This window comes from Nocardioides sp. (assembly GCF_036405735.1).
In the GTDB taxonomy this organism is placed as follows: domain Bacteria; phylum Actinomycetota; class Actinomycetes; order Propionibacteriales; family Nocardioidaceae; genus Nocardioides.
Genome location: NZ_DASWXC010000096.1, coordinates 72,748 through 87,403, shown reverse-complemented (window position 1 = coordinate 87,403; position 14,656 = coordinate 72,748). Strand labels below are relative to the sequence as shown.

The following is a 14,656-nucleotide window of genomic DNA, read 5'->3' as shown; positions in this document are numbered from 1 at the left end:
TCGCTGAGAGAAGTCCGTGGCGGCGCGTAAGGTGCGGCCCGTGAATGCTGCGAACGATCGCCTCGTGTGGATCGACTGTGAGATGACCGGCCTGGACCTGCACCGGGACGCTCTGGTCGAGGTGGCCGCCCTGGTGACCGACTTCGACCTCAACGTCCTCGGCGAGGGCGTCGACATCGTGATCAAGCCGCCGGCCGAGGCGCTGGCGCAGATGGACGACTTCGTCCGCACTATGCACACCCGCTCGGGTCTGCTCGACGAGCTCGAGCACGGTGTGACGCTCGCGGAGGCCGAGCGGATGGTGCTCGACTACGTCCGGTCCCACTGCGGCGCCGACTCGCGGCCGCCGCTGGCCGGCAACACCGTCGCGACCGACCGGGCGTTCCTGGCGCGCGACATGGTGGAGCTGGAGTCGTTCCTGCACTACCGGATCGTCGACGTCTCCTCGATCAAGGAGCTGTCCCGCCGCTGGTTCCCGCGGGCCTACTTCCAGGCCCCGACCAAGCGTGGCAACCACCGCGCGCTGGCCGACATCCAGGAGTCGATCGAGGAGCTGCGCTACTACCGTGAGGCGGTCTTCGTCCCGGCCCCCGGGCCCGACAGCGACGCCGCCCGGGACATCGCCGCGCGGCACGGCGGCTCCGTGACGGGGCTCGGCGATCCGGCGGGCGATCCCGATTCCGCGTCGGATCGGTAGTTCCCCTATGCTTCTCACCGGTCCGGAGCAGTCCGGCCCATGGTGGGTGTAGCTCAGCTGGTAGAGCACCTGGTTGTGGTCCAGGTGGTCGCGGGTTCAAGTCCCGTCACTCACCCCAAGCCGAGAGGCCCCGTGCGACGCACGGGGCCTCTCGTCGTTCCCGGGGACGCCGAGGATGGTGCCGGCCCGATCCTGCCCTGTTAGGGTCGAGGTGTTGAAGGGATCCTTCGGGCTCCCCCACCGTCGAGGACGGCGGTGGCTCATCGCAGTGGTTCTTGTTTTCCGGTGAAGCTGGACATCAGGCGCAGCAGGTGTCTTCAGCACCCGGGCGGGTGGCACGTTGCCATCCCCCACATCACCGAAAGAAGTAACGCAATGACGCAGGGCACCGTGAAGTGGTTCAACGACGACAAGGGCTTCGGCTTCATCGCCCAGGACGGCGGCGGCGCTGACGTGTTCGTCCACCACACCGCGATCCAGGGCACCGGCTTCAAGTCCCTCAAGGACGGCCAGGCCGTGGAGTTCGACGTGACCCAGGGCCCCAAGGGCCCGCAGGCGGAGAACGTCAAGGCTCTCTGACCCACAGACGCCACCCGGACGGCGGCCACCGACTCGATCGGTGGCCGCCGTCCGGCATTTGTGGCGGCGGACCTGCCACGGCGATGACCTAGGTTGAACTCCATGACGGGCCCCACCGCGCGCAGCAGCTACGACGTCGTCATCGTCGGAGGTGGCCACAACGGCCTCACCGCGGCGGCCTACCTCGCGCGCGCCGGGCTCTCTGTCGCCGTGCTCGAGCGGCTTAACCACACCGGCGGCGCCGCGGTCTCAGCGCAGGCGTTCTCCGGCCGGCCCACCCGGCTCTCGCGGTACTCCTACCTCGTCTCGTTGCTCCCCGACCAGGTCGTCGCCGACCTGGGGCTCGACCTGGAGCTGAGGTCGCGGTCGACGGCGTCGTACACGCCGGTGCTCCGCGACGGCCGCGCCAGCGGCCTGCTCGTCGAGCGACCCGAGGGACCGGCGACCGCGGCGAGCTTCCGTGCGCTGACCGGCGGCGAGGAGGAGTACGCCGCCTGGCAGGCGTTCTACGCCGAAGTCGGCGGGTTCGCCGAGGTGGTGGCGCCCACCCTGCTGCAGCCGCTGCCGACCGACCGCGAGATGCGTGAGCGGGTCGACCCGGCGTTGTGGGAGGCGCTGGTAGAGCGGCCGATCGGCGAGGTGGTCGAGCAGCGCTTCCGCGACGACACCGTGCGCGGGGTGGTGGCGACCGACGCGCTCATCGGCACGTTCGCGTCGCTGCACGACCCTTCGCTGATCCAGAACCGCTGCTTCCTCTACCACCTGATCGGCAACGGCACCGGCGAGTGGCGGGTGCCGGTGGGCGGCATGGGATCGGTGACCGACGCGCTGGCCCGGGCCGCCGCGGCGTCCGGCGCGGAGCTGGTGACCGGTGCCGGCGTCAGTGCGATCCGTCCCTCCGACGACGGCGCCGAGGTGGCCTTCCACGACGGTGGCACCTCGCACACGGTGACGGCGCGCTTCGTGCTGGCCAACGTGGCGCCCTGGGTGCTGCGGATCCTGCTGGGCGACGGCGAGGACTCCGCCTCGAAGCCGCTGGGCGCCCAGCTGAAGGTCAACTTCCTGCTCGACCGGCTGCCCCGGCTGAGGTCGGGCGAGGATCCCGCCGTCGCCTTCGCAGGCACGCTGCACCTGGGTGAGGACTACTCCCAGCTCGAGCGGGCGTACGCCGACGCCGCAGCCAGCTCGCTGCCCTCCTCGCTCCCCGGCGAGGTCTACTGCCACTCCCTCACCGACCCGTCCATCCTCGGCGACGCGCCGGCGGGCACCCACACACTGACCTACTTCGGGCTCCACACCCCGGCCACGCTGTTCGACGTCGACCCGGCTGCGGCCCGCGCCGAGGCGCTCAAGCGCGCGATCGCCTCGCTCGACGAGCACCTGCTCGACCCCATCGAGTCGGTGGTGGCCCGCGACGGCGACGGCAACCCCTGCATCGAGGTGAAGATCCCCCAGGACATCGAGGCGGACCTCGCCATGCCGGGCGGCCACATCTTCCACGGTGACCTCGACTGGCCCTGGGCGCCGCACCGCTCCGACCTCTCCTCAGCCGCGGCCCGGTGGGGCGTGCAGACCGACCATGCCGCCGTGCTGCTGTGCGGGTCGGGCGCTCGGCGCGGTGGCGCGGTCTCCGGCATCGGCGGTCACAACGCGGCGCAGGCGGTGCTGGAGCAGCGGTGACGGACCGGCCGCGCTCGTGTGACGAGCGTCGCCGTCGGCCAGGGGGCCGCTCGATTTCTCCCCGGCCTCCCCCGCTGGTAATGTTCTCGACGCCGCAAGGCATGCGCCATTAGCTCAATTGGCAGAGCAGCTGACTCTTAATCAGCGGGTTCGGGGTTCGAGTCCCTGATGGCGTACAGCGAACGGGCCTGCTCCTCCTTCATGGAGGGCGGGCCCGTTGCCATTTCCGCCATTGCAACTCCGAGAGTGGGCACCAGGCACGATGTACCGGTGACCCATCGACTGGCACGAGCCGTGGCCGCGACCGGACTTCTGCTGCTCGCCTCCTGCGCGAGTGACGGGCCCGAACCGGGAGCCATCCACACCGCCGCGTTGACCGGGGACGTCTACAGCGACCTGGACGCCTCCTTCGCCAGCGACATGATCCAGCACCACGCTCAAGCACTGGCGCTCGTGGACACGACCCGGGGCCGTGACCTCAGCCCGGAGCTTGGCCAGCTGGCGGACGAGATCCTTGCCGGACACACCGCCGAGATCGAGCAGCTGACCAGCTGGCTCCAGGACTGGCAGGTGCCGAGGCCGGCGACGGTCCGTGATCATGCCAGCGAACACGGTGCCCACTCCGACGCTGGTAGCCACCTTCCGGGGATGGTGAGCGAGGCAGCTCTGACGGAGCTCACCGCGCTCACCGACCAGGAGTTCCAGCAGCGGTGGCTTGAGCTGATGATCGAGCACCACAAGGCAGCGATCGGGCTGGTGCAGGACGAGCAGGAGGCCGGCCGCTTCGCGCCGGCGGTCGAGCTGGCGGACCGTGTCGAGACCGGCCAACGCGCCCAGCTCCGCACGATGGAGGAGCTGCTCCGCAGTTAGGAGTCTCCGTCCGGCAGGGGGTGGGGAGGCTGAGGCGGGGCCCGGCCGGGACAGCGTCGCCACCACCCCAGCGGCGACGCTGTCCTCGTCGGTCAGTGCACGCGGTAGCCGGCGTCCGCGATGGCGGTGCGAACGGCAGCGTCGTCGACCTCGGAGCCGGTGACCGTCAGGGTGCCGGAGTCCAGCTCGACATCGGTGCCGGTGACGCCAGCGGCCTGCTTGACGGCCGTGCTCACCTTCGTTGCGCAGCTGGAGCAGGTCATGCCCTGGACGGTGTAGGTGTTCATGTCGCTCATCGGAGAACGATCCTTTCTGGTGGTGTGAAGAGCCGTGGCCGGCTCGTGGACCGGCCCGCGTCGGGCCGGTGGTCTCAGGCAGCGATGCGATCCCGGCCCTCGGGGTCCGCCGCTGCTCGAGCGGGGGCTCGGAACAGGGCGATGGTGGCCAGGGCGCCGACGCCGGCGATGATGGCGGCACCGACGAAGGCGGCCGAGAAGCCGTCGGTGAGCGCGGCCTTGTCGCCGAGCTTGTCGGCGCCATTGGCGGCGGCGACGGCCGTCATCACGGCCAGGCCGAGCGCTGAGCCGATCTGGTAGCTGGTGTTGACGATGCCCGAGGCCAAGCCGCCCTCCTCGGGCCGCGCGGCGGCGATCGCGGTGCCAAGGGTCGGGATGAAGGCGAGCGACATGCCCAGCGCCGCGACCAGCGAAGCCGGCAGGACGTCGACCGCGTAGGACCCGTCAGGATCGACGAGCGCGAGCCAGACCATGCCTACTGCCAGCAGCACCAGTCCGGTCACGGTGGCGGCCTTGGGCCCGATGGCCGCCAGCACCCTCGGGGCGAGGACGACCATGCCGACCATGATGAGCAGCGTCATCGGGAGCAGCGCAGCGCCGCTGGGGAACGCGGTGTAGCCGAGCACCTGCTGCAGATAGAGGTTCAGGAAGAACCACATCGGGATCCATGCGGCCCCGAGCAGCAGCTGGGCGAGGTTGGCGGCGGCGAGGTTGGGGGCGCGGAAGATGCCGAGTCGCACCAGCGGATCGCGTCCCTTGGCCTGGCCGATCACGAAGCCCACCAGGAGGACCGCGGCGAACGCGAGGACGATCCAGGTCCGGGCAGCACCCCAGCCGACCTCGGGCGCCTGAACGACGGCGTACACCGCCGCGCCGAGACCTGCTGTCACGGCGAGGGCGCCGACGAGGTCGACCCGCCGCCTCGAGCCGGCGCCGCCGGCGGGCATGACCGTCGGCACCAGCGCGAGGATGAGCAGGGCGATCGGGATGTTGATGTAGAACACCCACGGCCACGACAGGTACTCGGTGATGACCCCTCCGAGGAACACACCGGCGGTGCCGCCGGCCGGAGCCGCGGCGCCGTACAGCGCGAGCGCCTTGGGCAACTCCTTCGGGTTCGCACCGAAGAGCATGAAGAGCAGCGTCAGCGCCGAGGGGGCGATGAGGGCCGCCCCTGCGCCTTGGACGGCACGCCCCAGCAGCTCGACCTCGACGTTGCCCGCGACCCCGGCGACCAGCGATCCGACGAGCAGGATTACCCACCCGGCGGAGAAGACCCGGCGCGCACCCAGCACGTCGGAGAGCTTTCCGCCGAGGAGCAGCAGCCCGCCGAGGGCGACGACGTACGCGTTGAAGACCCACGACAGGTTCTCCTGGGTGAAGCCCAGCTCTGCCTGCATCCGCGGAAGGGCGACCCCGATGATCGAGGTGTCCATGATGACCATGAACTGGGCCGCAGCGATCACCGCGAGCCCCAGCCAGCGGCGATCGGCAGCCGGCCGTGTCGTTGTTGACATCTCTTGCTCCTTCGACAGGAGTCCCGGCGGGTCCGGGATCTCGCTGTTGCGTTCAATACCCTAGGGGGGTACTGTATCGACAGGAGCGGACGCTACCACGAGATACCGGAGGGGGGTACCCTTGAGATGACAGGAACCTCAAGGAAACCCTCGACACGAAGGAACACCCGATGGCCCACGAGCACGGCGAGCACCAGCACAGCTACATCGCCAACAACACGAAGGCGGACTACCTCAAGCGCCTCCGCCGGATCGAGGGTCAGGCCCGAGGCCTGCAGCGGATGGTCGAGGAGGAGAAGTACTGCATCGACATCCTGACGCAGATCTCAGCGATGACGAAGGCCCTCGAGGCCGTCGCGCTCGGCCTGCTCGACGAGCACATGGCGCACTGCGTCGCGGACGCCGTCGCCGCCGGCGGCGAGGAGGCCCAGCTGAAGCTCAAGGAAGCCTCCGACGCCATCGCCCGCCTCGTCCGCTCCTGACCAAGACCGTCAACACATCACCATTCCGGAGGAACCAGCCATGAGCCAGACCAGCACCTACACCGTGACCGGCATGACCTGCGGCCACTGCGTCGCGTCGGTGACCGAGGAGGTCCAGGAGATCCAGGGCGTCGAGAACGTCGAGGTCGACCTGGCCACCGGCGCCGTCACCATCACCAGCGCCAACCCCCTCGACGACGCCTCGGTCCGGGCCGCCGTCGAGGAGGCCGGCTACCAGCTCGCATGAGCACCCCGGTCAAGCTCGCCGGCTTCGTGACCGCGATCGCGGCCGTGTTCGCCCTGGCCCTCGTCGCCGGACGAGCCGCCGGCCCGGTTGCCGATCAGGCCAGCGATTCACACGCCGCCGGCGGCCACTCCTCCGAGCCGTCGCCAGCCGAGCCGTCGCCAGCCGAGCAGATCCCAGGAGGACTGATGGTCTCCCAGAACGGCTACACCCTCAGCCTCGCCGAGCCAGCCACCCTGGCGGGCGCAGGACGGCGGTCGGTGAGGTTCACGATCACCGCTCCCGACGGCTCCCCCGTCACTGAGTACGACGTCGCGCACGAGAAGCGACTGCACCTGATCGCCGTACGGCGCGACGTCACCGGCTTCCAGCATGTCCACCCCACCCTCGACACGGACACCGGTGTGTGGTCGACCGATCTCGATCTCACGCCGGGGACGTGGCGGCTCTTCGCCGACTTCAAGGCCACGGGCGCCGAGGCACTCACCCTGGGCACCGACCTCGAGGTGGCCGGGGCGTTCGAGCCGGCCACCCCGGCCGCGGAGAATCGCACCGCGACCGTCGGGGAGTACACGGTCACGCTCGACGGTCGTCTGAGCGCCGGAACGGACGCGAAGCTGACCCTGCGCGTCAGCAAGGACGGGCAGCCCGTCACCGACCTGCAGCCCTATCTCGGGGCCTACGGCCACCTGGTCGCGCTGCGCGGCGGTGACCTCGCCTACCTCCACGTCCACCCCGACGGCACACCGGGCGACGGAACGACGACACCCGGGCCCGACGTGGTGTTCTACGCGGCGGTCCCGAGCGCCGGCCGCTACCACCTCTTCCTGGACTTCCAGCACGAGGGCGTCGTCCGCACCGCCGCCTTCACCGTCACCGCCGGCGCCGATGCGCGCGGCGCCCACAGCACGGCCGACCCCACCCCGTCGCGGACCGGCACGCCCGCCGATCAGGGCAGCCACTCCGGTCACTGACCAGCACGCGCACAAGGAGAAGAGCATGAGCACGCAGAGTCATCCCGCACCGCCAGCCACGGACACGACCGCGAGCCGGCAGATCGAGCTCGGGCTCACCGGGATGACCTGCGCCTCGTGCGCCAACCGGATCGAACGCAAGCTCAACAAGATCGACGGCGTCACCGCCTCGGTCAACTACGCCACCGAGAAGGCGAAGGTGACCTACACGGAAGGCGTCACGCCCGACGACCTGGTCGCCGCGGTCGAGCAGGCCGGCTACGGCGCGATCGTTCCCCGGCACGTGGACCCCGACGGAGGGGTCGGAGCGGTCACCGAGAGTGACCCGGTCGCCCCACTGCGGCAGCGCCTCCTGATCTCGACGGTCCTCACGATCCCTGTGATCGCGATGGCGATGGTGCCCGCTCTGCAGTTCACCCACTGGCAGTGGCTGTCACTCACCTTGGCAGCGCCCGTGGTGGCCTGGGGTGCGTGGCCCTTCCACAAAGCGGCGTGGACCAACCTGCGGCACGGCGCGTCCACCATGGACACGCTCATCTCCCTCGGGACCCTCGCCGCGCTGGGTTGGTCCCTCTACGCGCTGTTCTGGGGCACCGCCGGCACGCCGGGGATGACCCATCCCTTCGAGCTGACGATCGAGCGCAGCGACGGGAGCGGCAACATCTACCTCGAGGCTGCGGCCGGTGTGACGACGTTCATCCTTGCCGGGCGCTTCTTCGAGCAGCGCTCCAAGCGCCGTGCCGGGGCAGCGTTGCGGTCTCTGCTCGAGCTGGGGGCCAAGGAGGTCGCCGTCCTCGGAGCCGACGGCGTCACGGAGACCAGAGTGCCGGTCGAGCAGCTCGCCGTCGGCGACGTGTTCGTCGTACGGCCCGGGGAGAAGATCGCCACCGACGGTGTCGTCGAGCGCGGCACGTCCGCGGTCGATGCCTCGATGCTCACCGGTGAGTCCGTCCCGGTCGAGGTGGGAGAGGGAGACCACGTCGTAGGAGCCACCGTCAACGCGGGTGGCCGGCTGGTCGTCCGCGCCACCCGGGTCGGGTCCGACACCCAGTTGGCGCAGATGGCCCGGCTGGTGGAGGACGCCCAGAACGGCAAGGCGCAGGTGCAGCGCCTGGCCGACCGGATCTCCGGCATCTTCGTGCCGATCGTCATCCTGCTCGCCGCCGGCACGCTCGGATTCTGGATCGGCACGGGCAACGGGCTCGCAGCGGCGTTCACCGCCGCCGTCGCCGTACTGATCATCGCGTGCCCGTGCGCGCTCGGCCTCGCGACGCCGACCGCGCTCATGGTCGGCACCGGCCGTGGTGCCCAGCTCGGCATCCTGATCAAGGGCCCCGAGGTGCTGGAGTCCACCCGAGCGGTCGACACGGTCGTGCTCGACAAGACCGGCACCGTGACCACCGGCCGGATGACGCTGAGGGACGTCATCGCGGCCGAAGGCGAGGACGCCGCCGACGTGCTGCGGTACGCCGGCGCGCTCGAGGACGCCTCCGAGCACCCCATCGCCCGCGCCATCGCCGACGCCGCGACGTCCCAGTTCGACGGGCTCCCAGCGGTCGAGGACTTCACCAACATCGAGGGCCTCGGCGTCCAGGGAGTGCTGCTCGACGGCGACGTCAGCCGCGCCGCACTGGTGGGACGCCCCCAGCTCCTCGCGGAGTGGTCGCAACACCTCTCACCGGAGTTGCAGTCGGCACTCGACCAGGCGCAGGCCACGGGTGGAACGGCCGTCGCGGTGGGCTGGGACGGTCTCGCTCGCGGTGTCGTCGTGGTCGCCGACGCGGTCAAGCCCACCTCGGCCACCGCGATCGCCGAGCTGCGACAGCTGGGTCTGCGGCCGATGCTGCTCACGGGCGACAACGCGACAGTGGCCCGCACCGTTGCCGCTCAGGTCGGCATCGCCGAGGCGGACGTCATCGCGGATGTGCTGCCGGCCGACAAGGTCGATGTCGTCAAGCGGCTGCAGGCTGACGGCAAGGTCGTCGCGATGGTCGGTGACGGCGTCAACGACGCCGCCGCCCTGGCGCAGGCGGACCTCGGCCTGGCGATGGGCACAGGGACCGACGTCGCCATCGAGGCCAGCGACCTGACGCTCGTACGTGGCGACCTGCAGGTGGCCGTCGACGCCATCCGGCTCTCCCGCAGGACCCTCGCCACGATCAAGGGCAACCTGTTCTGGGCGTTCGCCTACAACGTGGCGGCCCTGCCGCTCGCCGCCGCCGGGCTGCTCAACCCGATGCTCGCCGGCGCCGCGATGGCGTTCTCCTCGGTGTTCGTGGTGACCAACAGCCTCCGTCTGCGCCGGTTCAAGGCTCGGCCGGAGCCGACCGCGACGTGATCGTCATGCCGTGACGGGCATTGGCTTCGTGGCACTGGGTACCCAATTTTGGGGAGGGAGACGGAAGTGAAGATGTCCCCAAGGTGAATGAGGAGTTCTTTGATGAACGCACGAAGCACCAACAGGAGTCTTGCGGCGGCTGCCCTCGCGGGTGGCCTCACTCTCGGTCTCGGAATGACCGTACCCGCCTCGGCCGTGCCGTGGTTCGGCGATCGTGAGCCGTCCGTGGGTCAGCTGTGCCAGCAGGCCGAGCGGACGACAATCGTGACCCCCGACGGCGAGCTCGCTCCGAGCCTCGACGGTGTCCGACCCGGTCTGCGCTGCGGCCAGCTGTTCGGGAAGGCCAAGGCCTACGGCCTCGACCGCCCCGACGAGCCCACCGACGAGCCCACGGCTACGCCGACCGAGGAGCCGACCGAGGAGCCGACGGACTCGACAGAGGACGCGACTGAAAGCCCGACCGACGACCTCACGACGGAGCCGACCCCGGCCGCAGCCGATACCTCGGACGACGTCGACGAGGTCACCACGGACGAGGACTGGAACCCCGCGCGCAGCCAGGCACGCGGGCACAACAACAACCCGCACAACAACGGCCACCACGGCCACCGTGGGCACAGCAACGGTGAGAACAGCCCGCACAACAACGGCCACGTCCGCGGCCACGGCCGCTGAGTGGCAACTGAGCGGTCGGTGAGCTGACCGAGGAGAGCCCCGCCACGGCCACTGTGGCGGGGCTCTTCGCACACCGAGGGCGCCCTTCTGCGTCCTGCGTATCCGAAACGACGCTAGAGACGCAGGTCGACGTCGAAGTCATCGCCCAGCTCGGCGGCGAGGCGCCTTCTGAGGATCTCCCCCTCCCGTTCCCAGGTCTGCTCGTCGTCGACGAGACGATGCGCCATCCGGTCATTCCAATCTCGCAGGTCCTCGATCAGCCCTGGGCTGACATCGACGAGTTGGCGAAGGAGCTCCGGCTCGTCCGGCAACCGGGTGTACTCGCCCCAGATCGGCACGCCGGGTCCGTCGACCATGATGCGGATCCGGCGTCCGACCGGCAGGTCATCCGCGCGTTCGGCGTCGTCCTCACTGGTCGGCAGGGCGAACCAACCGGCACCGTCGGGACTAGCCGCGTCGTTGTCTGACATGAACGATCTTTCCCTTGTTCGTCATCACCTGTCTCCGCGAGAAGCACGACGGCGCGGAGGTTCAGCAGCGTTGTCCCGGCGACCTGGTAGGAGAAGCGTCGCCGATAGCAAGGGTTGCCGTACACCTCGTTGCTCAGATCGGCCGCGGCGCTCTCTCCACCGCCTAGGTGACTCGCGCGTAACCCAGGACCTTCGACCCCGTTGACGTTGGTGTCGTCGTCGGGCCCAGAGGGGAGCCGACCGATCCCAGGGGGTTTCGTGAGCAGCAGTCTCGTCGTCCGGACCGGCGCCGTCGTGGCGGCTACCTCGCTGGCCCTGATGGCGGCCGGCCCCGCACTCGCGGCGGAGCCGGTGGCCCAGGCGTCGGCCACGGCGCTGACGCTCAGCGTCGCGGGCAACGGCACCGACAGCGGCCGGTTCACCGCGACCCACGACGGCTCGGCCGAGACGACGAGCGGCACCAACTCCCCCGCGGTGACCGCGCTCGGTGGCCAGACGCTCACCAACCTCGGCACCCTGGCCCAGGACGCCACCACCACCGTCGCCAGCGGCGCCGGGTCGTCGGCCGCCTGCTCCGGCGTCGCCGGTGAGGGTGCGACCGCGGTGCAGGCCGGCGACGGGACCAGCTGCCTGGTCGGCGGCCGCACGATCACCCTGGACGCGGCCAACGTCGACCTGACCAACCTCGAGGTCGCCGACGACGACGCCCTGCGCAACGTCGCGCCCGAGGTCACCTCGCTGATCCTTGGCCCGGTCTCCGACGGCATCAGGACGGTGCTGGACGGGCTCGGCAACCCGGGGCTGTACGTCGATCTCGGCGCGGTCCAGGCGGTGTGCACGGCCACCACCAGCTCCGCGCAGGGGTCGGCGAACATCGCCAACGGAGCCGTCTACCTGCAAGGCCCCGGCGTCGGCCGCATCGACCTGGTCGACCTCCCGCTCAACCCCGCCCCGAACACCAAGGTCGTCACCGACCTCAGCGGCGTCCTGACCACGGTGCAGACCGGCCTCGACCGGGAGTTCGCCGCTCTGAGCAGCGTGCCGGGGCTCGACGCGGCGCTCGCCCCGCTCAACCTGGGGCTCAACACTCTCGTCGACCAGCTCAAAGCGAACGTCACCGACGCCCTCGGCCCGCAGCTCGCCCCGGTCGAGCAGAACCTGCTCGACCTGACGCTCAACAAGCAGAGCCGACCGGCCAGCAACGCCGTCGAGATCACCGCGCTCGACCTGCGCGTCGTGCCCGCCGCGGCACAGTACGTCGACGCCGACCTGCTGGCGCTGACCCTCGGCACCGTGACCTGCGGCCCGAACGCTCGGGTCGCGGCTCCGGCAGCCGCGCCCGCGCAGCAGCCGATGGTCGCGGGCGCCGGTGCCAGCAGCCTGCCGCTGGCCGTCACCTCCGGCGTGGAGGATCTGGACAGCGGCCCCTCCCCCTTCACGATCGCCGGGCTGACCGGCCTCGTCCTCGCGGGCACCGCAGCCGGCGTCGTCGGCTTCCGCCGCAGTCTGCGGCAGTGACCGGCCCGGCCCCCACCAGCACGCCCGGGCGGCTCGCCCGGCTCGGGAGGTACGTCGTCGCGACCGCCACCGCCCTCCAGCTCCTCGTCGGCGTGCTGGCCGGAGGGTCGGTCCTCGGGTCGTTCCTCGTGCCCGGCGGCCCGTCCCGCCCGACGCCGCAGTACCAGGCACTCGGCCCGGGCGATCCCCTCCGGATCCGGCTGCCCACGCTCGAGGTCACCGCGCCCGTCGTACCCATCGCGATGGCCGAGCGGACCCTCGACCCGCCGCGCGACTACCGCGAGGTCGGCTGGTGGAACGCCAGCGCCAAGCCCGGCGACGCCCAGGGCCAGACCGTCATCACCGGCCACACGGTGCATACCGGCGGCGCCAGCATGAACCGCCTCGGCGAGCTGCGGCGCTCCGACCTGGTCGACGTCGTCACCGAGCGCGGCACGATGCGGTACGTCGTCACGCAGGTCGTCGTGCTGTCCAAGTCGAGGCTCGCCGAGCGGTCGCAGGACATCTTCGGCCAGGACCGCGGTCGCGGCCGGTTGGTCCTGATCACCTGCACCGACTGGAACGGGCATGACTATCTGCGCAACATCGTCGTCTTCGCCAAGCCCCTGGGTGCGCCGGCCGACGCCGCGGCCTGAGGCCCGCCGTACGCCCGCCGTAACGCCTGCCGGCGCCCGCGCGCCGGTGTGCGGTCAGATGACCACGGGTACCCGACACCAACAGCGCCGGCGCCGAGTCGCCCGGCGCGCCGGGCCGGGAAGGGATGACCCATGACGCTGCGATCACTCTGGGAGGAGCGCCAGCACCGCTCTCCCGCGCCGGTTCCACCGGCCGGCGCCCTGACCGACGGGCGGTGGGACGTCGTGGTGGTGGGCGGCGGACTCGCCGGCGTGACCACGACGCTGCTGCTGGCCCGAGCCGGCGTCCGGGTCCTGTTGCTCGAGGCGCGCACGCTCGGCGGCGGGACCACCGGCCGCAGCACCGCCAAGCTCAGCCTGCTGCAGGGCACCCGGCTCTCGACGATCAGCCGGAGGCACGGCACCGAGACGGTCGCGGCCTACCTCGCCGGCCACCGCGAGGGACAGGCGTGGATACGCCGGTTCGCGGACGAGCACGGGGTGTCGGTCGAGTCGCGGCCGGCGTACACCTTCGCGGCGACCAAGCGTGGCACCGAGGCCGTCCGCGCCGAGCTGGAGGCGGCGCAGCAGGTCGGGCTCCCGCTCACCTGGCAGGACTCCGTCCCACTGCCCTTCGCGACGTACGGCGCCGTCCGGCTCGAGGACCAGGCCCAGGTCGACCCCCTGGAGCTCGTGACGGCGCTCGCCCGCGAGGCGGAGACGCACGGCGCGACCGTCGTCGAGGGCGCCCGGGTGCACACGGTCCACCAGCGTGACGGGCTGGAGGTGGAGCTCGACGACGGCTCGACCATCGCCACCGAGCGGGTGGTGCTCTCGACCGGCATGCCGATCCTGGACCGGGGCGGCTTCTTCGCCCGGATGGAGGCCACCCGCTCCTACGCGATGGCGTTCCGCACCGCCGCGCCGACGGTGGACGGGATGTATCTCTCCGCCGACTCCCCCACCCGGTCGCTGCGAGACGCCGACGGCGGCGCACTGCTGCTGGTGGGCGGGAACGGTCACCGCACCGGCAGCAACACCGAGCACGCCGCCAAGCTGGAGGACCTCCGGCGGTGGACCCATGAGCACTTCCCGGGCAGCGAGGAGTCCCACGCCTGGTCGGCGCAGGACCACATGAGCCACCACCGCCTGCCGTACGCCGGTCCGCTGGTGCCCGGCAGCGACCGGCTCTACGTCACCGGAGGGTTCGCCAAGTGGGGCATGACCGGCGCTCCGGCCGCCGCCCTGGCGGTGACCGCACAGCTGCTGGGCGGCCAGGTGGACTGGTCGGAGACGTGGCAGCCGTGGCGGCGCTCCGAGCTCACCGGTGTGCCGACCTCGGCGCGGTTCAACGGGACCGTGGCCGTCGAACTCGCTCGCGGCTGGCTGGTCCCCGCGGTCACCGACCGGTCGGCGCCGGCGGCCGTGTGCACGCACCTGGGCGGCGCACTGCGCTGGAACGACGCCGAGCGGACCTGGGACTGCCCGCTGCACGGCTCCCGGTTCGACGCCGACGGCAGCGTGCTGGACGCGCCGGCCACCTGCGGGCTGAAGCGCGTCCCCGTCCGCTGACCCATCCGCCGGCTCCAGACTCGTGCGGTGGGCGCGCTCGCAAAGTGTCACCGTGATACTTCGCGGCAGGGGTGACGCTTTGAACTGTCACTCGCGACGCCAAGTGTCACCGTGACAGTTTGCAAGTGTC

General features: G+C 71.0%; 15 protein-coding genes and 2 tRNA genes. 14 read left to right on the top strand and 3 right to left on the bottom strand.

Annotated elements, in window-relative coordinates:
- Positions 1-40: 40 nt before the first annotated feature.
- From orn to VGE38_RS15910, 6 genes are all read left to right on the top strand, one after another.
- The gene (gene orn, locus VGE38_RS15935; RefSeq protein ID WP_331143536.1) at positions 41-697 is read left to right on the top strand and encodes an oligoribonuclease; all 657 of its coding nucleotides are present in this window, start codon (positions 41-43) and stop codon (positions 695-697) included.
- Positions 698-739: 42 nt separating this feature from the next.
- Positions 740-815 (top strand) — tRNA-His (locus VGE38_RS15930).
- A gap of 257 nt (positions 816-1,072) precedes the next feature.
- The gene (locus tag VGE38_RS15925; protein WP_331143535.1) at positions 1,073-1,276 is read left to right on the top strand and encodes a cold-shock protein; all 204 of its coding nucleotides are present in this window, start codon (positions 1,073-1,075) and stop codon (positions 1,274-1,276) included.
- Between the two features lie 102 nt (positions 1,277-1,378).
- Positions 1,379-2,956, top strand: coding sequence for a phytoene desaturase family protein (locus tag VGE38_RS15920; protein WP_331143534.1), 1,578 nt, complete (start codon positions 1,379-1,381; stop codon positions 2,954-2,956).
- A gap of 103 nt (positions 2,957-3,059) precedes the next feature.
- Positions 3,060-3,132: transfer RNA gene (locus VGE38_RS15915), tRNA-Lys, on the top strand.
- Positions 3,133-3,226: 94 nt separating this feature from the next.
- Positions 3,227-3,826 carry a DUF305 domain-containing protein gene (locus tag VGE38_RS15910; RefSeq protein WP_331143533.1) on the top strand — a complete coding sequence of 200 codons (600 nt, stop codon included), beginning with the start codon at positions 3,227-3,229 and terminating at the stop codon, positions 3,824-3,826.
- Between the two features lie 92 nt (positions 3,827-3,918).
- On the opposite strand, the gene VGE38_RS15905 is transcribed toward VGE38_RS15910, so the two are convergent.
- Positions 3,919-4,122 carry a heavy-metal-associated domain-containing protein gene (locus VGE38_RS15905; protein ID WP_331143532.1) on the bottom strand — a complete coding sequence of 68 codons (204 nt, stop codon included), beginning with the start codon at positions 4,120-4,122 and terminating at the stop codon, positions 3,919-3,921.
- 74 nt (positions 4,123-4,196) lie between these two features.
- Positions 4,197-5,639 (bottom strand): DHA2 family efflux MFS transporter permease subunit, encoded by a 1,443-nt coding sequence (locus tag VGE38_RS15900; protein WP_331143531.1) that lies wholly within the window; start codon positions 5,637-5,639, stop codon positions 4,197-4,199.
- A 170-nt stretch (positions 5,640-5,809) separates the two neighbouring features.
- Here VGE38_RS15900 and VGE38_RS15895 point away from each other — a divergent pair, with 170 nt between their 5' ends.
- The 5 genes from VGE38_RS15895 to VGE38_RS15875 all read left to right on the top strand — a co-directional run bounded on the left by VGE38_RS15895 (position 5,810) and on the right by VGE38_RS15875 (position 10,352).
- Positions 5,810-6,121 (top strand): metal-sensitive transcriptional regulator, encoded by a 312-nt coding sequence (locus VGE38_RS15895; RefSeq protein WP_331143530.1) that lies wholly within the window; start codon positions 5,810-5,812, stop codon positions 6,119-6,121.
- 40 nt (positions 6,122-6,161) lie between these two features.
- Complete coding sequence (locus VGE38_RS15890) at positions 6,162-6,368, top strand: heavy-metal-associated domain-containing protein (protein ID WP_331143529.1); 207 nt, start codon at positions 6,162-6,164, stop codon at positions 6,366-6,368.
- A complete protein-coding gene (locus VGE38_RS15885) occupies positions 6,365-7,339 on the top strand; it encodes a DUF8832 domain-containing protein (RefSeq protein WP_331143528.1) in 975 nt (324 codons plus the stop codon). The genes VGE38_RS15890 and VGE38_RS15885 overlap by 4 nt, the downstream gene beginning before the upstream one ends.
- 25 nt (positions 7,340-7,364) lie before the next feature.
- Entirely contained in the window at positions 7,365-9,677 is a 2,313-nt protein-coding gene (locus tag VGE38_RS15880; RefSeq protein WP_331143527.1) for a heavy metal translocating P-type ATPase, read from the top strand.
- 174 nt (positions 9,678-9,851) lie between these two features.
- Positions 9,852-10,352: a hypothetical protein gene (locus tag VGE38_RS15875; protein ID WP_331143526.1), complete on the top strand. Its 501-nt coding sequence runs from the start codon at positions 9,852-9,854 to the stop codon at positions 10,350-10,352.
- Between the two features lie 113 nt (positions 10,353-10,465).
- Here the strand turns inward: VGE38_RS15875 and VGE38_RS15870 are convergent, their stop codons facing one another.
- On the bottom strand, positions 10,466-10,822 hold the full coding sequence (locus tag VGE38_RS15870) for a hypothetical protein (protein WP_331143525.1): 357 nt from the start codon (positions 10,820-10,822) through the stop codon (positions 10,466-10,468).
- 258 nt (positions 10,823-11,080) lie between these two features.
- On the opposite strand from VGE38_RS15870, the gene VGE38_RS15865 reads away from it, so the two are divergent.
- The 3 genes from VGE38_RS15865 to VGE38_RS15855 all read left to right on the top strand — a co-directional run bounded on the left by VGE38_RS15865 (position 11,081) and on the right by VGE38_RS15855 (position 14,526).
- On the top strand, positions 11,081-12,340 hold the full coding sequence (locus VGE38_RS15865; protein ID WP_331143524.1) for a hypothetical protein: 1,260 nt from the start codon (positions 11,081-11,083) through the stop codon (positions 12,338-12,340).
- Entirely contained in the window at positions 12,337-12,975 is a 639-nt protein-coding gene (locus tag VGE38_RS15860) for a class F sortase (RefSeq protein ID WP_331143523.1), read from the top strand. Before VGE38_RS15865 ends, VGE38_RS15860 begins: the two co-directional genes overlap by 4 nt.
- Before the next feature lie 132 nt (positions 12,976-13,107).
- The gene (locus VGE38_RS15855) at positions 13,108-14,526 is read left to right on the top strand and encodes an FAD-dependent oxidoreductase (RefSeq protein WP_331143522.1); all 1,419 of its coding nucleotides are present in this window, start codon (positions 13,108-13,110) and stop codon (positions 14,524-14,526) included.
- The last annotated feature ends 130 nt before the right edge of the window (positions 14,527-14,656 follow it).